Origin of the sequence: Microvirga sesbaniae, from assembly GCF_025460805.1 — a bacterium.
GTDB classification, from domain to species: Bacteria; Pseudomonadota; Alphaproteobacteria; order Rhizobiales; family Beijerinckiaceae; genus Microvirga; species Microvirga sesbaniae.
Map to the genome: position 1 here is coordinate 1 of NZ_JAMXFJ010000051.1, position 22974 is coordinate 22974.

18 protein-coding genes are annotated in these 22974 nt (G+C 59.2%); 1 reads left to right on the forward strand and 17 read right to left on the reverse strand.

Annotated features, from left to right (window positions below; all coding sequences use genetic code 11):
• On the reverse strand, window positions 1-348 hold a 348-nt coding region (locus OCW50_RS29820; RefSeq protein WP_315974496.1), incomplete at its 3' end, for a transposase.
• A gap of 12 nt (window positions 349-360) precedes the next feature.
• Entirely contained in the window at window positions 361-981 is a 621-nt protein-coding gene (locus tag OCW50_RS29825; protein ID WP_262300106.1) for a winged helix-turn-helix domain-containing protein, read from the reverse strand.
• 464 nt (window positions 982-1445) lie between these two features.
• On the opposite strand from OCW50_RS29825, the gene OCW50_RS29830 reads away from it, so the two are divergent.
• Window positions 1446-2297 (forward strand): IS5 family transposase, encoded by an 852-nt coding sequence (locus tag OCW50_RS29830; RefSeq protein ID WP_262300107.1) that lies wholly within the window; start codon window positions 1446-1448, stop codon window positions 2295-2297.
• A 13-nt stretch (window positions 2298-2310) separates the two neighbouring features.
• On the opposite strand, the gene fdxB is transcribed toward OCW50_RS29830, so the two are convergent.
• The 15 genes from fdxB to OCW50_RS29910 form a co-directional block, all read right to left on the reverse strand.
• The gene (fdxB, locus tag OCW50_RS29835; RefSeq protein ID WP_114948795.1) at window positions 2311-2628 is read right to left on the reverse strand and encodes a ferredoxin III, nif-specific; all 318 of its coding nucleotides are present in this window, start codon (window positions 2626-2628) and stop codon (window positions 2311-2313) included.
• Between the two features lie 226 nt (window positions 2629-2854).
• Window positions 2855-3334 (reverse strand): NifX-associated nitrogen fixation protein, encoded by a 480-nt coding sequence (locus OCW50_RS29845; protein ID WP_114948797.1) that lies wholly within the window; start codon window positions 3332-3334, stop codon window positions 2855-2857.
• A gap of 16 nt (window positions 3335-3350) precedes the next feature.
• Window positions 3351-3842, reverse strand: coding sequence for a nitrogen fixation protein NifX (gene nifX, locus OCW50_RS29850; protein ID WP_210807291.1), 492 nt, complete (start codon window positions 3840-3842; stop codon window positions 3351-3353).
• Window positions 3808-5190, reverse strand: a complete 1383-nt coding sequence (gene nifN, locus OCW50_RS29855; RefSeq protein ID WP_210807289.1) for a nitrogenase iron-molybdenum cofactor biosynthesis protein NifN — start codon at window positions 5188-5190, stop codon at window positions 3808-3810. The genes nifX and nifN overlap by 35 nt, the downstream gene beginning before the upstream one ends.
• Before the next feature lie 9 nt (window positions 5191-5199).
• On the reverse strand, window positions 5200-6690 hold the full coding sequence (nifE, locus tag OCW50_RS29860) for a nitrogenase iron-molybdenum cofactor biosynthesis protein NifE (protein ID WP_210807287.1): 1491 nt from the start codon (window positions 6688-6690) through the stop codon (window positions 5200-5202).
• A 59-nt stretch (window positions 6691-6749) separates the two neighbouring features.
• Window positions 6750-8291, reverse strand: coding sequence for a nitrogenase molybdenum-iron protein subunit beta (gene nifK / locus OCW50_RS29865; RefSeq protein ID WP_210807285.1), 1542 nt, complete (start codon window positions 8289-8291; stop codon window positions 6750-6752).
• A 126-nt stretch (window positions 8292-8417) separates the two neighbouring features.
• The gene (gene nifD, locus OCW50_RS29870) at window positions 8418-9920 is read right to left on the reverse strand and encodes a nitrogenase molybdenum-iron protein alpha chain (protein ID WP_210807283.1); all 1503 of its coding nucleotides are present in this window, start codon (window positions 9918-9920) and stop codon (window positions 8418-8420) included.
• 103 nt (window positions 9921-10023) lie between these two features.
• Window positions 10024-10914, reverse strand: a complete 891-nt coding sequence (gene nifH, locus OCW50_RS29875; RefSeq protein ID WP_114948803.1) for a nitrogenase iron protein — start codon at window positions 10912-10914, stop codon at window positions 10024-10026.
• A gap of 762 nt (window positions 10915-11676) precedes the next feature.
• On the reverse strand, window positions 11677-13374 hold the full coding sequence (locus OCW50_RS29880; RefSeq protein WP_210807281.1) for an IS1182 family transposase: 1698 nt from the start codon (window positions 13372-13374) through the stop codon (window positions 11677-11679).
• A gap of 210 nt (window positions 13375-13584) precedes the next feature.
• On the reverse strand, window positions 13585-13923 hold the full coding sequence (locus OCW50_RS29885) for a transposase (protein ID WP_210807279.1): 339 nt from the start codon (window positions 13921-13923) through the stop codon (window positions 13585-13587).
• A gap of 745 nt (window positions 13924-14668) precedes the next feature.
• A complete protein-coding gene (locus tag OCW50_RS29890) occupies window positions 14669-15586 on the reverse strand; it encodes a LysR family transcriptional regulator (protein WP_262272202.1) in 918 nt (305 codons plus the stop codon).
• 566 nt (window positions 15587-16152) lie between these two features.
• The gene (locus tag OCW50_RS29895) at window positions 16153-17940 is read right to left on the reverse strand and encodes an alginate O-acetyltransferase AlgX-related protein (protein ID WP_210807275.1); all 1788 of its coding nucleotides are present in this window, start codon (window positions 17938-17940) and stop codon (window positions 16153-16155) included.
• A 17-nt stretch (window positions 17941-17957) separates the two neighbouring features.
• Window positions 17958-18755, reverse strand: a complete 798-nt coding sequence (locus OCW50_RS29900) for a glycoside hydrolase family 16 protein (protein WP_210807274.1) — start codon at window positions 18753-18755, stop codon at window positions 17958-17960.
• Window positions 18752-20122: a polysaccharide pyruvyl transferase family protein gene (locus tag OCW50_RS29905; RefSeq protein ID WP_210807272.1), complete on the reverse strand. Its 1371-nt coding sequence runs from the start codon at window positions 20120-20122 to the stop codon at window positions 18752-18754. Before OCW50_RS29905 ends, OCW50_RS29900 begins: the two co-directional genes overlap by 4 nt.
• Before the next feature lie 57 nt (window positions 20123-20179).
• Window positions 20180-22969 (reverse strand): glycosyltransferase, encoded by a 2790-nt coding sequence (locus tag OCW50_RS29910; RefSeq protein WP_262272201.1) that lies wholly within the window; start codon window positions 22967-22969, stop codon window positions 20180-20182.
• Window positions 22970-22974 lie beyond the last annotated feature (5 nt).

Consider the following 22974-nt stretch of genomic DNA (forward strand, 5'->3'; position numbering starts at 1 on the left):
AAGTTCGGGTTTGCCGCGGGCGGGCGGCTTGCGCGTCACAGCCTGCTTCAGGTCGGCGTTCAGGCCCTCGTCCGGGTTCAACTCAGGGCTAAAGGATGGCAGGGAGAAGACCTCGATCTGCTCCGTGTGCGCTGCCAACCAGTCCTGCACCGTCTGGGCCCGATGAGCCGGCAGGTTGTCCCAGATCAGAAACACCTTGCCGTTGGCATCCTGGATCAGCCGCCCGAGAAAGCGGATCAGGCTCGCAGCCTTGACGGCGCCATCGAGCACCATCCAGCGCAGCTCGCCCTTGTTGGTCACAGCCGAGATCAGGCGCAGTTCCGCGCGTTTGTGGCTGGGGCGCACCACCGGCGTCCGGCCTTAGGGGCGAAGCTGCGGCCGCGCCCATCGTCGGAGCAAATCCAGTCTCGTCCCCCAGACAATCGTGCCCTTGTGCCGTCTGGCTTGCACCATGATAACCGGATAGTCCTGCCGCAGCCAGCGCAGTACGGCTTTTGGCGACTGCTCATCGGCGGGGCGGAGCGGCTTCTGGGCCGCGAAGTCCCAGCGGGCCAGGTGGGTGCTCATCGTGCGCACCGCCAGCCGGACCCCGCAGTGCTGCTCGATGAGCTCCCGCACCGCGGCCCGGCTCCACAGGGCGAAGGGCAGACCGAGCTCGTCGGGCGTGTGCCAGCGGATCAGCGCGCGGACCTGCGCTTCCTGATCGGCCTCGAGAAACCGTCCTGTGCCAGGAGCCGGGCCGCGTGGTCCGCTGGCCAATCCGACTAAGCCCTGCTCGGCAGAGCGGCGGCAGATATCGAACACGCCGGTGCGGGTCAGGCCCACCTGGGCGGCAATAGCCTCATAGGTCAGGCCGCTCTCGCGCAGGACGACGACCTGCCGGCGGCGCTCCTCTTGCGCGGCTGCTGGCAGCTTGCGCATGTCTATATGCTTCATCCCGCCAAACTGGATCGCCCGGCCGCAGATCTCAAGATCACCCAAGCCGGATCAATAAGATGGCTCGGTTTGTCTGAACGGCGTTTCAGGCGACTTGGGTGGTCTGTCGGCCGCGGTCAAATTGCCGCGAGTTACGATAGCAGGGTGAAGTCTGCCCCATCGGGTGTCCTTAGATCAATGCATGAATGAGGCCTTCGTATCCTGTGGAACGTTACTACCGCCTGGTGGAGCCCCGGTGTCAGACTTGCTGTCGTAGGGTCAGAAATACACCTCCCCGGACTGATGGACCGACCCCGCCGTGCGATTCGCATCAAGCGACCTTACGGGGCATGCAGATAGCGATCTTCTTCTCGGACGGAACACCGGTCAGGCCCTGAATGGGTAGCGACCTGCATACGTCCGACCTAAAGCCCTCCGCGACCGACAGCTAGATCCTGTCTGACGGCCTGTGAACCTGCATGAGAGCATGGCTGTTGCCTTGGTGGGGCTCACCGAGGCGGAGACGTGCGATGCGGCGGCATGACCTCAGCGATGCTCAATGGGAGCTGATTGCGGATCTCATGCCCAGGACCGGTCGCCACGGCGGCGGGCGCTGGCGCGACCATCGGCAGGTGGTGAACGGGCTGCTGTGGACGCGATGTCCCGGAGCGCAGTGGCGCGACCTGCCCGAACACTACGGCCCCTGGCAAACCGTCGATGAGCGCCTCACCCGATGGCCCCGTGAGGGGTTGTTCGACACGATCCTGGATCGGCTCCGGCTCAAGCTGAATGCCAAGGGGCTGATCGACCTGGATCTCTGGTGCATCGACAACACCTCTGCGGGCCAGCCGTTCCGCCGCCGGAGCCCGAAAAAAGCCGATCCGCAGGAGCCGGACGACCATGCGCCCGGCCTCTCCCGGGGCGGGTTCGGCAGTAAGATCCACCTGGTGAGCGATGGTGCTGGTCTGCCGCTCGGGTTGACGCTCACACCTGGGCAGCAGCACGAGATGCCGGCCTTCGAGCCAACCTTTATGGCAGTCCGCCTCCCCAGCCGCAGGGGCCGTCCACGCACAAGACCCAAGTACTTGGCAGGCGATACGGCCTATAGCGACCGGCCGGCCTTTGCTTATCTGCGGCGACGCCCTATCCGGCCTGTCATTCCACCCCGGACCGGCGGCAACATGGGGAAGGGCTGCGCGCGATCCTTCGATCCTGATCTTGACCGCAGACGCAACGCCATTGAGCGCTGTGTTGGATGGCTGAAGGGAGGCCGATCCATCGCCCCTCGGCACGAGAAACTTGCCGTCAACTTCTCGGCGATGGTGAAGCTCGCTTTCATGCGGCAGTACCTGCGCACACTCAGGCCGTCAGACAGGAGCTAGTTGGTCAGCCAGATCATGCAGACATCTCATCGAAGGCAACATGGGTCTGGCAGTTCTTCGGGCAGACGCGGGCGCAGGCTCCGCAACCTATGCAGCGTCCGGCATGGTCCACAACCATGATCATGCGATTGAGACGGCCATCGAAGTCGTCATCCTCGCCGTCGCAGACACCTATGAGTACGCCCACGTCATCAACGCCGTAAAGGTGCATGACCTCACGCGAGCAGACCTTGAAGCACCGGCCGCACCCGATGCAGGTCGGGCCATCGATAGCGGTCAGATACGACGGCACCCAGCAAGAGCCGTCGCGGGTCAGGAAAGGGCCCTTCATCTGGAGCCCTCCAACGAGCCGAGATCACTCCTGGCAGCGCCCAACTCGGCAATACAGTTAAAGGCTTTCTCAGGATGGGCCCTAATCTCAGTGCAGCTGTCAAGGAGGTTCTCCGCAGAGTCATATAGTTCCATATTCGCAGCTCCCGTCTGCCACTGTCGCTTGTGGACCTTCTTCTGCAACTCTTCGGGTCTAGCATGATCCCCCTGATCAAGAACCCGCCCCATCACGCTCGTGCTACCTCGGGGTAGGCTTCGATGGCTGCGATCGCGTCGTCGACCAGAATCGATCCAGCCGTAGCAAGCCGCCAAAGCGTCTCGAAGCCGAACCGGTGGGCATCCCGTATGATCTTCGACACAACGACCAACCGCCCAACCGTGAGATGCACGCACCCGAAGCCCTCATCGCTGATCTCTATCATCGGCGACGCCATAAGGCCGGAGCGCTCCCTGATTGCAAGCCCAACGGCGGAATAGAAAATGGCAATCCTCCGCCGGACGTCTGGATTGGGGTTGCCGATAATCGGGATCGCGCGGCGTTGGTCCTTGGTGACGATGAAGTTGGCCAGCAGCTCAGCGTCCAGTTTTCTGTCCCATGAGCCGTAGGAGTCCTGAGCCCGGATTATCCGCACGAGGCATTTGACAAATAAGGTGGTAAGCGCTGTTCCATCCTTGTTGACAGCAGTGCTAGCCGCAGAAGCAGACATTTCGCCCTCCCCTCGTTCAAACGTCAAATGATAGTCTTTGTGCGGGGTCACCGACTTCAGCCAGCACTTTGCGCAACCACGGCGGAGGAGCAGTCCTGAGCATTGTCTGGGTGCGCGACAGTACATCCTCAAAGAACTGAGGATGCGGCACTTTGACCGGGTGGATTTTTACCGAAACAAGTCTTGCCGCCGAAGGCCCGCCGATTGCCAAGCAAAACAGGAGATGACAGCCCTTCAACGCCTCCACCTTCGCGGCAATGCGGGCGTCGCCTCCGGTCTGATGATTCCCACTCTCGTCGGAAACGTTGTCGACAGCCAATGCTTCCATAAACGTCCATGCGTCGCACGTCACGTCAAAGACAGCAAAACACTTGGCCGCCCCGAAATGAGCGTTCAGGCCTTTCATGTCTTGCGTGGCAATCGCCACGCGCAATGCACCGGCTTGCCGTTGCGGCATTAGTACCTGAGCCTCGTCAGAGGCGAGCGAGAGGCGACGAATGGAGGTCATCTTTCATTTCCCGGTTACGGATTAGATCAAGTCGCTCGGGCGTCGGCGGTTGCTGGTTCGCCTGGAAGATGTTGGCAGCCTCAAGGATCAGGTCGCGCGCGCCATGATAGAGAATCGTGAGCTTGTGTTGGCTGCCGAGCCGGTCGAAAATCGGGAAGCCGACGCGCATGAGGGGAATGCCGAGGCGCTCTGCCGCTTGGCGTCCGTGCGAATGGGTGACGAGGAGATCAGCGCCCGCGGCGAGACTTTCCAGGTCGCCAAGATCGCCGACCTGAACCATTTCCGCCGGCACTTTCTCGAGAATTTGCGACGTATCGGTCGTGGCAACGGCCGCCGCGATCTCTGAGCCCATGCCAACGAAGAAGGTCGCGAGTTGGTAGAGTTGGTCTGGTTCGGCGGCGATCGCAATTTTCTTGCCGTTAAAATGGAAATGTGCGTCGAGCAATGTATCCTGCAGTTGCGCCCGGCGTCGGCGGAGCTTGGCTGGTACCGCCACGCCCGACAATGCGGACAGCAGGGAGATAAACTGGTCGGCGGCTTTCAGTCCGGTGAGCGAGTGGAACAGCACGTAAGGAACGCCGGTCAGGTTCTGGAGCACTTCCGCTGGGTGGCGCATATGCTCGCCAATGGCGACGCACTTAATGGCTGTGCCAAGCTTCCGGATATCATCGACAGCCGTCCCGCCATACGTTGTTGGAATCCAGTCATCAGGAACAGTGCCGTCGAGTGCGCCAGATACATCGGGCAAGATCACCGCCTCCAGTCCAAAACTCTCGACCGTATCGTGCAGATGCTCGATATCAGCCACGGTCAGGTTCCAACCGGGCAGGATGGCGATTTTCCTTGTGTCGCGCGCCTGTCTGTCTGACTGCGTGATGACCTCGATCATAGCCGCTACCGCGGCGGCCCAGCCGTCCTCGATCGCGCCATGGAAGTCCGGCGTGTTGGCCATCACGACCATGGTGCGGGCGAGTTCCTCGTCATGCTCCGCCTTGATACGCGCGATGTCGCCGGCGAGGTCCTCACCGCGGGATTCCACCAGCGCTGTCGTGCAGACTCCGATCAGCTTCGGATTGGCGCGTGTTGTGAGGTTGAGGATCGCCTCCTCCAGTTGGTCCGCCCCGCCTAGGATCGTAGCAACCTCATCCATCGCCGTCGTTTGCAAGGGAACCGTTTCCGCGAAATGCTGAACCAAGCGCACCAACGCGAAGCTGGTGCAGCCTTGGCTGCCGTGGAACAGCGGCATCGCACCCGCAACCCCGAGAAAGGCAAGGGCGGCGCCGAGTGGCTGCGACGATTTCAGCGGGTTGACCGTCGCGGATTTGGTTCGGGGGACGATGCGGGCCATCAGGTTTCCTCAACGCTCGGCGAAGCCGTTGGGCTTCATGCCGGCGCATTTGTTGAGAGCGTGAACAGTCGCGGTCTCACACTTTGTGCTCGGCGACTCCTCCTCGGCGCCAGTCTGGCTGTCCCAAGGAGCCGGCTCCCGCACTTCGCGCCAGATCGGGTTGTGAATGGCGAGGCTAATCTGGCGTACGAGTTCCACCATGCCGTCGTAACCCGCATAGGGGTGATGACGCTCCTGGTTGATATCAAGCCAGGGGATCTTGGCCTTCAGCGCGATGAATTGCGTGCGGCTCCCCGACAGCATGATGTCGGCCTTGTGCTCTGAGAGCGTGGCATAGAGCACGTGCGGCGCCATCGACTCGAATATGTGGTGCTCGTCTTTGAGGATCTGTTTTATGCGCTCTTTGTCTTCGAGCGTCGATTTCTTGACTGAGGTGCCGACGATCTCGAGGCCGATTTCCAGCAGCGCATGGACGACCGACCAGGACTTCACGCCGCCGGTGTTGAGCAGCACCCGCTTGCCTTCGAGCTTCGGCCGAAAGGCTTGGATCTTCTTCCACGCAAGAGACTCCTCCTCTGCGATCAGTGCCTCGGTGCGGCCGAGGATCTCCGGATCGGCACCCTTCCTCACGAGCAGCCCAGCGATCTGCCGGAGTGCTTCCGAGGTGTCTGTGATCCCGTAGAATGAGCCCTCGAAGAATGGGATATCCCAGCGCTCCTCCATCTTGCGGGCAAGATTGATGAATGCCTTCGAGCACACGATCATAGCGGCTTGGGCGCGGTGCGCGGAGGCAACGTCGCGGTAGCGCGCGTCGCCGGAAATGCAAGCGCGCACCCTGATGCCGAGTCGGTCAAGGAGCGGCTTCACCAACCAGAATTCGCCGGAGAGGTTGAATTCACCAAGGATGTTGATATCGTAAGGGCTAGTCTCGTCGGGCTCCACCGTGCCAATCACATGGTCGAGCAATGCTTTGCCGGCGAGCTTGTTGCCGAGGTTCTTTGAACCAGCGAAGCCGGGTGCATTGATCGGCACCACGGGGAGCCCAAATTGTTCCGCTGCACGCTCGCATACCGCCTCGATGTCGTCGCCAATCAGCGCTGTCACGCAGGTCGTATAGACGAAGATCGCCTGCGGGGAATGTGCGTCCTTGATCTGGCGGATCGCCTTCATAAGCTTCCGCTCACCGTGTCCCATCACCACATCGAGTTCAGTGAGGTCAGTCGTGAAGCTTGTGCGCCAAAGTGTTGGTCCGGACGAAGCTGCGCCGCGGTTGTCCCAGGAATTCCCCTCGCAGGCGAGTGGCGCGTGGACAAGATGAGCGACGTCCGTGATCGGCTGCAGCACGATTTTGGCGCCGTCAAAGGCGCAGCCCCCGGCTGCCACCCCGGGAGTCTGCGGCTTCGAACAACCCTTCTTACGCGCCTTAGCATCTTTGCCGCGGTTCCTCTCGCAGGCGGGCTCACTGAAGAGATTCAGAATTTTGGCACTGAGCGAAGACATTGCGGGCTTCCATTGTCCGTCGACAGGGGGCCGACCTCGACGAAGGCCGACCAGTGGCCTTAGCGGGTGAGATCATACGAGTAGTCTGTTACGCCTGGTACGATTGTCTCCCGATCAAGCTTGTCGAAGATCTTATCGAGGATCGTCGTTAGGACGTGCAGCCCACCTTGGTAGCCCATGAGCGGGAAGCGATGGTGATGGTGCCGGTCGAAGATCGGAAATGTCAGCCTGATCAGCGGTGTGGCGGTATCGCGCTCCAGATACTTGCCATAGGAACTACCAATAAGGAGATCCACCGGCTCGGTGAAGAGCAGCGAACGCAGGGCCCAGAGGTCCTTGCCCGGCCAAACTTGAGCGGCTTTACCGAATGGGGAGGATTCAAGCAGTTCCTTCATCTCGGCTTCCCAGGCCGCCGTGCCGTTGGTGGACAGGCAGTGGGTCGGCTCGCCACCGGTCTCCATGACAAACCTGGCTACGGCGTAGACAAAGTCGGGATCGCCGTAGATGGCGTATTTTTTACCATGGAGCCAGGATTGGCTATCCGCCATGGCGTCGATCAGTCGACCGCGTTCCAGTCGGATTGCCTCTGGGATTTCCTTGCCTGAAATCGCCGACACCTTCATCAGGAACTCGTCTGTCGCCTGAACTCCGAGCGGGTAATGGAACGAGGCTGCCGCCTGCCCAACTTCCTCGCAATATTTCAGCGTGCTTCGAGTGCTATAATGCTGCAGCGACAGTGTCGCCTCGGCGTTGAGCGCCGCCTTCACGTCTTGGATCTTCGTACCGCCGTCAAACATGCGGAACTCGCCGTCTGACGGCGTGTCGAACTGGTCAGAGGCGTCTTGGATGAAGGTATAGGACACGCCCATCAGGTCGAGCAGGCGCTTCAATTCACGGTTGTTGCCCACACAGAAGCCGTCGAAACCCGGAATGATGTTTACGACGCCAGCGGCTTCTGAGCGCTCCTTTCCATCCCAAAAATGCTCTAGCACGCCTTGTACCATGCCGTCATAGCCATCAATGTGGCTCCCAACGAATGCCGGCGTATGCGCGAAAGGAACGTCGAAGTCACGCGGCACTGAACCTTCGTTCTTGGCGTTCTCGATGAATCCGTGCAGGTCATCGCCAATGACCTCCGCCATACAGGTGGTCGAGACGGCGATCATCTTCGGGTCGTAGAGCGTGTAGGTGTTGGCGAGGCCGTCAACCATGTTCTTGAGGCCCCCGAACACCGCCGCATCTTCAGTCATCGAGGAGGATACCGCGGATGCAGGCTCCTTGAAATGGCGCGACAGGTGCGAGCGGTAATAGGCCACGCAGCCTTGGCTGCCATGGACGAACGACATAGTACGCTCGAAGCCCGCAGCCGCGAACACGGCGCCGAGCGGCTGGCAGGCCTTGGCTGGGTTAACGAGAAGCGCTTCGCGCGCGAGGTTCTTCTCGCGATATCCCCAGGTCTTGGTGAACTCGCAGAGATCGTTGACCATCTGATCCGGGTACGGACATTCGAAGTTGAGCTTCTTTTCGGCGAGCATCTGCCTGTATTCCGGCTCACGGAACAGGGGAGCGTGGTCAAGAACTTTTTCAGCCGACTGTGGCATGGTGGTCACCTCTTTCCAAGTAGCCGGGCCCTGTGACGGCCTGGTAGTGTCGAAACAATTCAGGTCCCCAGCGGATCAGGAGCCGCGGGCGTTCGTCTGCCTCGCTAGCTCTGGGAGGCTGGGTTCTCATTCGGCTGCGATCGATGCGGACCTCGCGGCAGTTTTCTTCCAAGGAGCGTCGTAGAGGTCCCAGACTGGGTTGTTGATGGCCAGATCCATGTCGCGGGCGAAGATGGCAAAACCATCATAACCGTGATAAGGGCCGGAATAGTCCCAGGAGTGCATCTGACGGAATGGGATCCCCATCTTCTGCACTGGGTACTTCTCCTTAATGCCGGAGCCAACGAGATCAGGGCGGATCCCCTCGATGAATTTTTCCAACTCGTATCCAGTCACATCGTCATAGATCAGTGTGCCCTTCTTCACGTAATGGGCGGTGCGCTGATAGTCGTCGTTGTGGCCGAACTCGTAGCCGGTGCCGACAATCTCCATGCCGAGATCCTCATGGGCAGTGATGACGTGACGGGGGCGCAGACCGCCGACATAGAGCATCACCGTCTTGCCTTCCAAGCGCGGCCGGTACTTGGCGATGATCGCGTCGACCAACGGCCGGTACTTGGCGATAGTTTTCTCGGTCTTCGCCTCAATCTCCGGCCCAAAATGCTTGGCTATCTTACGCAGTGAGGCTTCGATCTGGGAGGGACCAAAGAAATTGTACTCCATCCAGGCGATGCCGTACTTTTCCTCCATATGTCGGCAGATGTAGTTCATCGACCGATAGCAGTGGATGAGGTTGAGCTTGGCCTTTGGCGCCCGCTCTATTTCGGCGAGCGTGGCGTCCCCAGACCAGTTGCCGACTACGCGCAGCCCCGCCTCCTCAAGCAGGATGCGCGAGGCCCAGGCGTCGCCGCCAATATTGTAGTCGCCGATGACGTTGACATCATAGGGGCCAGCCTCGAACTCGACCTCCTTCTTGTCGAGGATCCAGTCGCGGATTGCGTCGTTGGCGATGTGGTGGCCGAGCGATTGCGAGACGCCGCGGAAGCCCTCGCAGCGCACCGGTACAATCGTTTTCCCGTGCTCCTTGGCCTTCTTGCGAGACACCGCCTCGATATCATCGCCAATGAGGCCTATTGGACACTCGGATTGCACGGTGATTCCCTTGTTGAGGGGAAACAGTTCCTCAATTTCGTCGATGATCTTTTCCAGCTTCTTGTCGCCGCCGAAAACGATGTCCTTCTCCTGGAAGTCAGAGGTGAACTGCATCGTTACGAACGTGTCGATCCCGGTTATACCGGTGTAGTAGTTTCGGCGCTGTGACCAGGAATATTGACCGCATCCGACCGGTCCATGCGAGATGTGGACCATGTCCTTGACCGGACCCCACACTACACCTTTGGAGCCCGCATAGGCGCAGCCGCGGATCGTCATCACGCCTGGAATGGACTTGATGTTCGATTTGACATCGCATTCGAGATCGGTCGTGTCCGCCTCGCTAGCCTCACCTCCGCTTGTCGCGACGCTGAGATGCTTCTTACGGCGCTTCGCCGACTTGTCTGGATAGTGCGACAGCACTTCCTCGATAAGCTTCTCATGTAAAGTGACGTCATTCTGATAGTCGAGGCTCATAGGATCTGCCCCTTTTTTAGGTTGGCATGGCGCCTCACAGACGAGGCGTCGTTCACGGAGATGCCACCGAGTCAAGGTCGGCGCTCCCTGTCGGGACTAATGGTTAATGTTGGGCCAGCGTCGCTTCCTTGGCTTGAAGCTCGGCGAGCATCTGCTCGTCGGTTTTCATAATGCCGAAGTCGAGCAGCATCTCCTCAAGCTCCTCCATAGTGATCGGGGTCGGGATTGTGCCTTGGCCCGAATTGGCATGGATCTTTTCGGCCAGCGTGCGGTATTCCCCGGCCTGCTTCGAGTCCGGCGCATATTGGATTACAGTCATTTTCCTGAGCTCGGCGTGCTGGACGATGTTGTCGCGCGGCACGAAGTGGATGAGCTTGGAATTGAGCCTGGATGCCAGCGCCTCGGCGAGGTCGAGCTCGCGGTCAGTCTGGCGTTCATTGCAGATCAGGCCTCCAAGCCGCACGCCGCCTGCATGGGCGTATTTCAGGATGCCCTTAGCGATATTGTTGGCGGCATACAGCGCCATCATCTCGCCTGACATTACGATGTAAATTTCCTGGGCCTTGTTCTCGCGGATCGGCATCGCGAAGCCACCGCACACCACGTCGCCGAGAACGTCATAGGAGACATAGTCGACATCGTCGTAGGCGCCGTTCTCCTCAAGGAAGTTGATCGAGGTGATGACGCCGCGACCGGCACAACCAACGCCCGGCTCGGGGCCGCCGGACTCCACGCACTTGATTCCTCTGTAGCCCACCTTCAGCACGTCTTCGAGCTCAAGGTCTTCCACTGAGCCTTCCTCTGCCGCGAGATGAAGGACCGTGTCCTGCGCCTTCGAGTTCAGAATCAGGCGGGTGGAGTCGGCCTTGGGGTCGCATCCAACGATGAGGATCTTTTGCCCAAGTTCGACAAGGGCGGCGAGCGTATTTTGGGAGGTCGTGGACTTGCCGATACCTCCTTTCCCATAAAATGCGATCTGACGCAGACCTGCCATGTTGTTTTCCTCCTCTATTTCGTCGGTTGTCATGTCACCTAGGACATGAATAAAAGTCGGCTACACCAGCCGGCCCTACGACGATGGAGTTTCAAGAGTTGTGCCAATTTGACCAATCAAGCCAAAGGATGATTTTTATTATACTCTATCAGATACTTAGCCCAGGGAAGGAAGGGGCGGATTGAAACAAGCCCGTGTCACGGACGCGACAAATTCGACTGAGGGTGCCGGATGGCGATGCTTGTGACCACTTTTCATTGATCTTACTGAAGACCCGCGGGGCGTAGCGATCTAATAGTGTACACACAGTTGGATCAACGCACGTCCAAATGGAGGCCTGTAGGCATGCCAGCTTCATCGACGGAGAGGCCCTGTCGCAGAATATGTTCCAGCCCTTCCATTTCCGACATGTATGGACCCCCAGTCTGGCGCAGGAACAATTTTCGGGTTCGGTGCAACGCGTAGTCGGTTGTGGACATTTGTCCGGCCTCTGACGCGGCGGGTCATAGGCCGCGCCCGGATTTTACCGGATCAGGTCCAAAGCATAAGCACGTTGCTGGAGCGCATGTCACAATGTTTCTTGTGCTCGTCCTGTCTCATCGATCACTGCGCCGTCTCTCCCATAATCTTCCCACATCCCAGCACCTCAGAGTAGCAGGCGGTTCGTTCACAGCGACGGGAGCCTACTGCATCCCGGCTCTCGCCATGACGGCGCAGAGGGTGTGTGGACTTGCTTCGGAAAGGATACTGCTGGCGAATTCATCACGCTGGGATGGGAGCCATCATGAGCTTGGTGAATGCGGACTGCCGAGTTCGTGCGAGCGGCGTGCCAGCGAACCAAGCCCCGAGCCGAATGAGGTTCATGGCGGCCGCCGTCAGCACGTGTTGCAGATGCGTTTTGGCCAACCCAATGTAGCGGGAGCGCCGCAGGTGCAGAGCACGGACCCCGGCCGAGATCGTTCCCTCGATCCCGGCGCGCTGTTGATAGTCCTGCTTGAAGGTCGGGAGTGCCTCACGCTCGCGTGCGGATGCCAGTGTCTCGTGCTCCTCCTGAGGGCGCAGCGTCAGAAGGCGCCGGTCGCTCCGGGTACACTGTGGCTTCAACGGACAGGGACGATAGTGGGTCGTCGAGAAGCGCACCTTGAAGGCGGTTCGTCCTTGCCAGTAATCGGGACGCCAGCTCCGGCTCTCGTGCCCGGCCGGACATATCGCGACTTGCCGGCCCCAATCGAAGATGAAGTCCTGCACGGTGAAGCCTTTGCCGGACTGGGCCTGCCACTGGTAGTCCTTAGGGGCCGGCCCCAGGAGCCGCACGCCTTTCTTCCGGCTGGCCACGAGCTGGTCGGCCGCGACATAGCCGGCATCGACAAGATGGGTGGCGGGCAGCAGACCTTTGGCCTCAAGCGCCGCATCGATATCTTCGACAGCATCACGATCAACGATGGGCGCCGGCGTGGTCTCCACATGCGTGATCAGGTGCGGGCCGCCCTCGTCACAAGCCTCGGTGAGATGAACCTTGTAGCCGACCCAGGTTGTCGTCCCCTTATTGGCATAATGGACCTCTGGATCGTAGGGTGACCCAGCCATCAGCAGGGAGGGCGGAAATCCCTCATGCTCGGTACGCCACCGCACCCGGGGAGTGGTCTCAGAGCATGCGCCCGCCCCAGGTTCTCCGGTCTGAGCCTGGTCGGTGAGACAGAAATTCTGCACCCAGACCTGCCGCAGCAGCTCAATGGCCGGGATCTCACGCAGCCAGATCGGTGCACCAGGAGCCATGATGGCCGCCAGCAGCTGATGACCATCGCGCCCGATCTGCTCGGCATGGGCGCGCCGCTTCGCCTCGCCTTGCGGGACGTCATAGTCGTCAGCCCGCCTGCCAGAGCGCTCGATCCAGGCGGGATTGGCATGAGCGCGCAACCATGCGGGAGCCGTGGACGCCAAGACATTGAGGGCCGCCCGCATGGTCTCGGTCACGCAGGCGAGACGGTTCAGCGAACGAACCGCCCCGAGCACATGGGTCGAGTCGGTGCGCTGACCGCCTCGAGCGCTCAGCAGCTCGTGCTCCCGGCATAGGACCAGAAGTGTATCGAGGAGCTGCTCTTCCAAGCCTCCCGCCACCAGACGACCGCGGAACTCGCTCAGCACAGAGGCATCGAAGCCAGGGTCGGTCAGTTCCAGGCCCAGCAGGTATTTCCAATCGATGCGGCTGCGGACCGCATCAGCCGCCCGCCGATCAGAGAGGTTCTCAGCAAACTGCAGCACGCTCACCAGCGCCAGTCGCCACGGGCATTCGGCCGGCTGCCCGCAAGGGGCGAAGAGAGACGCGAACTGGGCATCGGTAAAGATCGTCCCAAGGTGGTCACGCAGGCGCAGATAGGGGATGCCATGCGGGAACGCGGCACGGGCGACGGCTGCCGTTGCGGCCGGGACATCACGGCACGGGATCGGGCGGAGCGACATGAGGACCTCCGGGATAGTGGGCTGCCCCCTCAAACCCAGAACGCCAATCCCTGCCTCAAGGGCTCCAACCCATTCGCCAGCAGTATCAAAATCGGAGCAAGTCCATCATCGGGATTACGCGTTCCTATGCGCGCCACCCAAGGGCCTGCCGGAGCTCCATTAACGGCGCAAAACTCACAAGGGCTTTCGCACCTATGACCAGCAGGCGACCTAAGTCTGCGCACCCATCGTGGAAGCAGCACCAAGCTTCTGCTTGCCTCCGACCAAGCGCTGGAGAGCTGTCAAACCGATCCCGGAGGCAAAGTCTGGGCCGTGCTTGAAGGTCTCAGGCGCCAGGGCAAGTGCGGCCAGAGCCATCGCAATGGCCGGACCGACACCCGCGACGCCGCTCAGCCGCCGCACCATCTCATCCTCTGTAGCTTGCTCCGGGATGTCTTGGCCAAAGCCTGCAATCTGCTCATCCAGGTGATCAATGATCCCGACCAGTACCTGATGAACCGGTGTGGTGGTCTCAGGATTGGGCCGGTCCGGATCAGCGACAGCGCGCACGAGTTGAGGATCACGCGTCGGGCCTTTGGCTACGACGCGCCAAAGTTCCGCCAGATATACCTCAGCGAATGATCACGTGAGCACTGCCTGACTGGCACATCCTAGGCTCGAAACATGAGAGCTTCAGCATGGGCCCGGCCGCTCTTACGAGCCACAGACCGCATTGTCGGGCGCATCGTGCGGCCAACAGTGAAGTGAAGATTGCCTTCATCATGGCGTTAAAGCCAAGAGATCTCTTAACGCATCAAAAGCCTTCGGACCATTAAGATCCTACGTGAAGACCTCACCGACTTCCGCAGTATTGGGCCCCAGCAACCCAGAGATAGTCGCGCGCACATCGACGACTCGGCCCCGAACCTGCCTGACAATGCGCCATTATTTTTCCGGATGCTCAATGCAAGCCCAGGTGAACTCAATCAGGTATGCGCAAGGATTAACGGGCGCTGCCGACCTTCTATGACTTGCCCGTCAAGCGCTGGAACGGTTTTCGGACGGCGCGCCTCACCAAAAGCGAGCTCGCGACACGCCGGCGTCAGGCCGGGCGAACCAAGCGTTCACTGTCTCCGACGACGGCTCGCCTACTGGTGCTCAAGCTAGTGACAGCGGTCGCGAAAAGCCCGCGGCGGCTGATGCGCAAGAGCCAGTTGCCGAAGATCACTGCCAGTGTCAGGTGAAAGGGTGGCATTGATGTCCCTACAAGGCCAGCAAATAGCGTCACCTGCGCGGCCCGATCGACAAAACTGCGCTATAGCTCAGAAGCCGTGCGGGACGCTTCCTGCAACAGCACCTCTCGTATCCAAAGGCTTGCCGGATCGCAGTTGTGGAGGGCAGGCCACTGAACGGCCTCGGTGAACCCAGTACGCGGCAGTGGAAGTTCGACGAACCGCAAGGGCATTGTCTTTGCGAGATGCTTAACCATACGAAATGGCATGGTCGCTATACGATCGGAGCCAGACAGCACGGGCGGAATCATACTAAACGCCTGCACGGTAACCTCGACCCGTCTCTTCAGACCGTGCTCAAGCAGAAACCAGTCCTCGACGGTCGGCTTTTGCGTCCGCCCGAACCTGACCGCAACGTGCCCCATCGACATATACCTCTCGAACGTCAAAGGCTGCGATAACTGCATGTTCGCGCCGCAGCCAACACACACAAGCGTCTCATCAAAAAGCGCCGCTTTAGGATGTGCGTTCGACATGAACATTTCCGGAAGGATTAGAAAGTCGATTTCGCCGCGCCTGAGAGGCTCAGCAGGGTCATCATCTGGGGGCAACAGCTCAAATCTGACGGCAGGAGCCTCGCGAGCGACACGCTCGACGACCTTACTTAAAAATATGAGCGTCATGAAATCGGAAAGGATGATCCTAAAGCGGCGGTCCGATTGAGCCGGGTTGAACCGGTCCGAGGATATAATGGAGAGTTGGATGTGCAGTAGAGCCTCACGTACAGCGGGAGCGAGGCCTTCCGCGCGCGGCGTTAAAACAAGCTTGCGACCCATCATCGTGAATAGCTCATCGCGAAAATAGGCGCGCAACCGGCCGATGGCCGCACTCATAGCTGGCTGGCTCAGGTTGATGCTGCGCGCGGCCGCCGTGAGGTTGCGCTCAGTCATCAGAGCGTCGAAAGCCACGAGAAGATTAAGATCAAGTCCCTTAAAACGCATCGTGTGCAGTAACCCGTAGCATGGATATTCCCATCGAAACGATCAACTTTACTAATCACGGTAGAACCAGCGGGGTGATCGGTCTGCGCCGGATGCGCTTGCCCATCCAATCCTCCGGGAACATGGACTTATCCTTGCCGGCCTGACTTCATGGCGGATCACGACACCAGCTACAACTAATCTGGTGTCCACCGTTCCGGAGAGTGCGGAGGCCCAATTTTCACTTGTAGAGGCGGCCGATTGGGTATCGATCTTGCGACGTCATAATTAGGCCACCTCGAGAGAGGGGTAGCCGCCATCGAAAAGGATTGCGAAGGTAAATCCCGTGCGCCGCGTGAGAGCGACGTAGACAGGGTCAGACGCCGGCCACTGTTCGCTAGAGCAAGCCACGACGATCACCGCTTGGGCCGCCCTTGCGACTCTGTCCGCGGCAAACACCTCGTACCATGCAGCACGATTGGGTTCGCTCTGGATCATGGGAGTTCCCCTCCCCGGCTGTCTTGAGTTCGGCCCTGTCCTGGAGGCTTCTCTGACCGCACAGCGATAAAGAAGACGGATGAGAGCGATCATGACGCGGCGCTTTCCGGCGCCGCGGCAACACTCTGACGTCCGGAATGGCCCTCAATGGCGACAAGGCGGTCTCGAACAGTCTTCGCCCAGTCCCAGTCCGGACAGAGTTCCACACTTCTGCTCGCAGCATCGACTGCCAACTCAAGCCTTTTCTCCATCTCCCAGAGGCGAGCGCGCAGCAGATACGCCTCGGCTCTTTGCCGGGGCTCAAGAGCGATCTCGAGAAGACGGCTCGTTGCGGCGAGGCCCTGATCAGGTCTTGTCCCTGTCTTGATACGCAGGTTGGCCAACTTCAGGAGCGGCCAAGCCCAGTCCGGTTTCGCTTCAGCGGCGCACTGAAAGGCTCCTGCGGCTTCCTCAATATGGCCACGTGCCTCGTGGCATCGCCCGAGAAGTTGCCAAATGGTGCACGAATGCGGATCGCGCTCGACACACTCCATGAGCACATCACAGCAGAGATCATGTCTCCGCTGCCTAAACAAGACCTGTGCCAACTGGTACTTCCACCAGTCGATACTCGGATCGAGTTCGATGGCGTGGCGGAGTTGTGCCTCGGCGAGAGCCAAGTCATTGCGCCGAATAAACGTCAAGGCAAGCTGGTGCCGAAATCGTGGGTTCTGAGGCTGCGCTGCAACCGCACGTGCCGCGCAGTCACTCGCCTCCTCGAGGCGCTCGGACATTCTCGAAAGCGCCACCGACGCCATATAGTTCGCCTCGGGATTATCCGAATGCCGCCGTAGTACCGAAACGAGAGCCGGATCGAGCTCGCAGCCAGCATGAACTTGCAGCATCGCTTCATATACCGAACGCATCGGAACGATGGCGGGGTCGGCTCGAGCAACATCTATCCTCAGCTTCGCGAGATCGCGAGCCGACAGCAGGTTCAGCTTAGAGCGGACCACCGACATATAAGTGAAGTATCGCGAATCGACCGGCGGTTCGACGAGAAACCGCTCGACAACTTGGGTGAGAACAACATCCGGCTTATATGCCTCGATGATTTCACGATCGAATACATTCCCGTATATGTAGACAAGTATACTGAATGACTCCTTCAGGAAGGGCAACAGGTTGCCGCCGAACGAGTCACCAAACATCACGCAGCGCGGGAGCATCGCATTAGTATTGTTGAAGATCCTCATCCGGCCACGGTTTGGAACTCGATTGTCGAAGACCAAGTGTCCTGATGCATCTTTGATGCGTGCCGCCAGCGTCGGGGCCGACGCGGGAGGATCGAGCTTCGCGCCAAGATCACCCACGTAGGAAACTGGTTCGAATGTCACTCGCGACGGATCGATCATGCGCAAATGGACGCCGGCCTCTGACAATTGATCACAGGTAGCGAGATAGCCAATATAGGCACCGAGCCCGCTCCAGTGTGTATCAGTTTTCGGATAAGCAAACCCGAGCGGCTTTACCCTTTTGATCGCCTCAAGCGGGTAACAAATTTCAGGCCCTTGGCCTCGGCGTAGCGCCGAGATAATCTGCCTAACAGCTCGGTGCTCGGACACCTCGACTCCGTCCGGCAACTTTTCAGCATAGACGAGTTCCTTGTTCGGAGCAACAAGCATGATATGCTGTGCTCCGACGGACGCGGCATACTCCTCCCGTTCGTGAATAAGCCGGCACCAAGTCTCGATCCCCCGCTCGTCGAGCGCATACCGGCCGGAGATCTGGTCGATAACCCGATTTGAGTCGCGATCAAGGAAGATCCAGTCGTCCTTGCCTAACAGGAACTTCCTGCTCGTGTCCACACGACGCGTCGAAATGAGTTCATCAGTCATGTAACCTCAACTGCTCGCTAGCCAACTTTTTCGAATACCCGGACTCTTCGAATGGATGTCTCTGAGCCTTCAACATGCCCGTCGGACTTGCCAGCAAAGGACGCAACAGCATTGCTGAACAGGACCATAGCTGGAGTGTGCGCGAACGTGTTCGCCACTGAATAAATTGGAACTTCGTCGAAGAAGAAGCGGAACTCCTGCTCCGTCCACAACATGCTATAGCAATGAAAGTCTTCAGAGAGTTTCGCGCCCGGTCGAGACGTGGCGGACCAGGTGACGCGACGTGGGCGCCAGGATCGCGCGGCGACTTGGATGAGGTTAGGATATTTCGCCTCGGCAATATCAAGCTCGAACCGCGCGTCGCCTTCAGTCGCATGGTCAGAGGTCAGCCAAAACGCATTATTGACGCCTGTCTCGTTCGCGATACGCATCTCACATTCGAAATAGCCAAAGCACTGACGGAAGGACCGCGACTGAACAAAGCCTCCTGTGTAGGGCCGTTGCTCGTCATTGCCGTGACCGAGCTTGAGATGGAGCCCGCCGTCCGATACCGCGACGTTCTCTGGCAAACGCACTGTCTGGTGATCACCACCGCGATCGGTTACGCGTACCCAGTAACGGTCAAAGTGAGCGGCATTTGCGAAGTCGTCGAGGAACGAAAGCCGCCAACGGCCGCCGAGCTCCGCCAGCGGGGCAGGCTGCGACGAACCTTGCGCAAAAGCGGATCTGCACCGGTTGAGGGACCCGCCCAAGACCGCGCCACAGGTCACCGTCTGTAAGAAAGACCGACGGCTCAACGCGTCGGGATCCTTCATGGACGTCTCTCCGGTCCGACCGAACTCTTTGCCGCAGCGCCGTCCGCCCCCAAGCCGTTCGAACTGCGCAGCTTGACTTCCAGGTTCCAGGCCCGACTGCGCAACAGTTCAATCTCAGAGGTCATCGAGTCGATCTCACTTCGGAACCAGCCGATGAGGTCACCGGTGCTATGGTCAATTTCGATCGAATTAGGTACCGAGAGTGGATTGTCTGCTGGTGCGATCAGTGGCTGCGCAAGCACATGGCTGAGTCGGTTCTCCGTTAGAAACCGATAATACTCGGCATAGTTCAGCGGGTAGACGTGCTGAAACTTCGAAAAGTCGGCCTTTTCCAAGAGGGCCTCTAGGTCGACGGGCATGTAGTCCTCGACCTCGATAGAAGGCACCGCAAATAACGAAGCAAGCTCGCGGATCCGGGAATCGTAGGTAAAAAAAACCGACGGAATTCCTTGGTGCAGGGCTATGACATTGCCATGCAGGCGAAAACCCATCATGAAATCCACATGGCTAGCCGCATCATTCGCCCACTGATCGACGTCAAAAAACGCTACCATGCGCTCGCTGAGCAGCCTCTCTGCTTCGGAATGCCCGACGAGATTGAACTTGGACAGGATCGAGCGAACATGATCCTGCTTCTGCTTACCGGACGAATAGATTGCGAGCGTTTCCTCGCGCTCTCCCTGCGAGTAGAGGCGGCTCGACGCACGCTTAGCGACCTCGCCGATCAATGCTCTTTGAATACGGTTCGTCTTGGTCGCGTTCGTCGCGTAGTCGGCGGAGAGATACTTATTGAGTGTTAGTCCCACCCGTGCGTTCGTTGGATCGATGGGCTTGATATCAATTGACGGAAGCAGTGATCGGTAGAAGCTCGGACAGCCGATAACACGGACGTTTTTTATGCCGAGGTCATTGAACACTTCGGCGCTGTAGAAGCCGCGAACGCCGATAGTCTCGCATTTATCGGCTATAATCCTCCACGCCTCCGCTGTGACACGCGGAATTGCGAGTTTTTTATATACGGACGTCTGCGCGCCGACGCCTATGGGCACGATCGGCCCCGGCAGCTTTTTGAGAAGCGGGGCGACATGGCCAAGGTCGACGTTCTCAGCTAGGTAATTGGAGCCCCGGATTACTGTGGCATCGCAATGTTCCTGTGGCCACAACTCTACATTGGCCGCATGGGCAAACTGCAGGTTAGTAATCTGGTCATAATTCAACGCCTTGAGCATGGCGTCATAGACGAGCACGTCGCCAGTGTTGATTCCGCGGTTTTCGAAGGCGACGAGTGGATCTTCGATCTTCAGGTAAGCAGCCTTATTGCCAGGCTTTACGGCCGCGCCGCCATTCAGCACAAAGAGTCGTTTCATCGGACTACTCGCTATATATCTCGATTACAGTATGTGCGAACCCGTGCGCTGCCACTGCTAGCGTACTTCGCCGCCTGGCGCGCGCACAGGTCTCCGCGCCGCCGCGTCTGAAACTATGATCCGGTTTACTTCGGTCGACGGCACGCACCCGGAGGTATCGGACCCGTCGGTGTCTGAGAAGACGTGGGACATACGGTCGGGGAACCAACCCGCAATTTGCCGCACGAGCGGCTCTACAGTTCGGCCCCAGACCAGCGTCGCATTGCGCTCGGCGGCCGTCTCGGCCATACGGCGGAGCTCGCACCGGTCGCGGGCAAACCCCTCAATCGCAGCAATGAGCTCCAGTGCAACAGCGCTGTCATTAGTCGCGTCGATCAGAATACCATCGACGCGATGCTCGATGAGTTCTCCGACGGCGCCGACCGCGGTAGCGATTGGCACGCACCCTAGGCGCTGAGCTTCGAGGATGGTCAGCGGGGCGCCCTCCCATCGTGAGGGGAGCAAGATGACATCAGCCCAAGCGAAGGCCTTGTTGAGGTCTCGGGCCGCATAGACCGGAGGCTCTACTTGCACGCCAATTTGCTGGAAGCGGGTCTGCCAGGAGCCACATGCGTCCCTATCTATAACGTCGCTGCCGATGATGCGCCAGTCTGCTGGACCAGCCCGCAGCTGCAGGTCGCGTGCGGCCAAGAACAGACGCTCAATGCCCTTTTGACGATCTAAGCGGCCAAGAAAGAGAACGTTGAGACGGTCACGGTTCGGCCGCCGCCAACGCTCTTCGAGAACGAGATTCCGCTCGTTCTCGGGCAATGGGTAGCTGGGGGCGTTCTGAATGTGTATCAGCTTCGCATCCGGTATGCCCATGCTGTGCAACCACTCGGCCATGTCCCTCGAGCAAGTCAGGACGGCATCGTAGACGTGCTCAAAGGCCAGCGATAAATAGGGGTGACCTGCAGCACGTCCCAAGCTCGTTCTGTCGAGCACGTGAACGTAGTTGAGAACTTTCACGCCGCGGCGACGAAGCGTGCCAAGCGCGGCATTGACGGGTGCAACCTGATTGTTGATAACCACATCGAGGCCAGCGAGAAAGCCAAGGAGCTGTTCCGATTTGGCAGCCTCATCATGCCCCATCATGAGCTCGTGCCCCGAATAGGTGTGAGGGCCGCCCCAAAGCGGATAGTCGTCGGCAAAGAAATTGACGGTCTTGAAAACCCCATCGTTCTCGGGAATTCTGTTGTAAACCGGCTCTCCGAATATGAAGAGGTGGACCTCGCATCCGGCGGCCTTAAGCACTCGCGCCACTGCATAGGTGGCCCTCTCGACGCCGCCGAAGGCCGCTATGGGCAAGAGGAACCCGACCCTTACCGGATCTCCGGTGTTGGGCACTCGTGGCATTACAGGCATGGCTCCGACAGCAGAGCGAAGCAGTTCGAAATAATGAGCACGGCTTGGCAAATACTTGGAGCGCCAGGTCCAACGAACGCGCTGCTGACGGTTGTACCCAGAGTCGCGCAGAGCCCCAAGTGTCGCGAACACAGCAGTGGTAGGCGAGAGTGCCGAACCTTGCATTTCGGCCGGCGTGAAGGGTCCGCTGATAACAATCTCCGCGACCTTAGGAGAGGGCGAAGGACTACGCAACGAGCGAATCCAGTCTTCAGATTGATCGTCGACACAGTTCGAGAGGACGTCAAGCCCACACATCCACCCCACCGACTTGTCGAGTAGTTTCCCTACCTCCCCGATTGCACGAACTTTTACATTGATGCTAGCGTTGTTGCTCTCGAAGCGGATCGCCACAAAGTGATGCTCCTGGCAGAGCCTTTCTGCTAGCCAAAGCAGATTATGGACGAGTCCGAGCCGCGTTACTGCATCGCGATGCTCCCCTGTCATCCAGAGCAGGAAAGGTGGCACGCCGAAGGTATCGGGTTCACTTTTTGCCGCCCAGAATTGCTTCACATAGCCCTCAAGGCTTAGGCTCTGACGGCCAATCGTTGGGTCTGTGAACAGATCCACCACGCTCGTGCCAACTCCCACTGCAGCGTAGCGCGGTGCCTCATTGTGCTCCCAGGCGAGCAATGTGTCCGCTCTGAAGAGACTCTCATGCTTCTGGCGAATGCACGCCAGAATTCCTTCACGAGTCCGATTTGAGTCTCTAAGCATGCTCTCGGCCCGCTGTCGATATTCGAAGCCGAAGTAGGGATAGTTTGCCCCCCTAAAGCCCCGTCCGATTGCTTGAAGCCAAAAGTCCCAGTCTTCGAAGCCCGACTTCATCGTCTCATCGAAGCGGATGCCGGTCTCGAGCAGACGGCGCGATACAAGGCTACCAGCCTCGCAAATATTGTCGAATGTGACATGAAGTAGTCGAGAGTAGTCGGTCATGTAGTTCCCGTTCCACTCAATCCCGAACTTGTCGATATTGGGATAGACCCAGTCGATCTGACCCTTCCTTCGCATATACCTAAGCGCTTCGCCGATCGCGGTCGGCGTGATCCTGTTGTCAGCGTCCAAGAAGTAAATTGCGTCGAGCCCAGCGAAGTGCCGTAACGCGAACTCAATACCATAGTTGCGAGCGGAACTTAGACCGCCGTTCAGCTTACGCAAATAGAAGACGTTCTGATGAGTGAGCGCGTAGCTTTGCCCGATGTGAGCTGTCTCGGGAAACGGGCAGCCATCGTCGACAATCACGGCGGCGATTTCGAACGGCGCTTGCTGCCGAACAACGGATTCGACGGCCTCGGCGAGAAGAGCGGAATGCTTGTAAACCGGGATGACGACGGCCACGGTCGGCGAAAAGGACGCATCAGTTTCCCCGATATCTCGCTTGAGTACCCTCACTGCTTCTGACATACCTG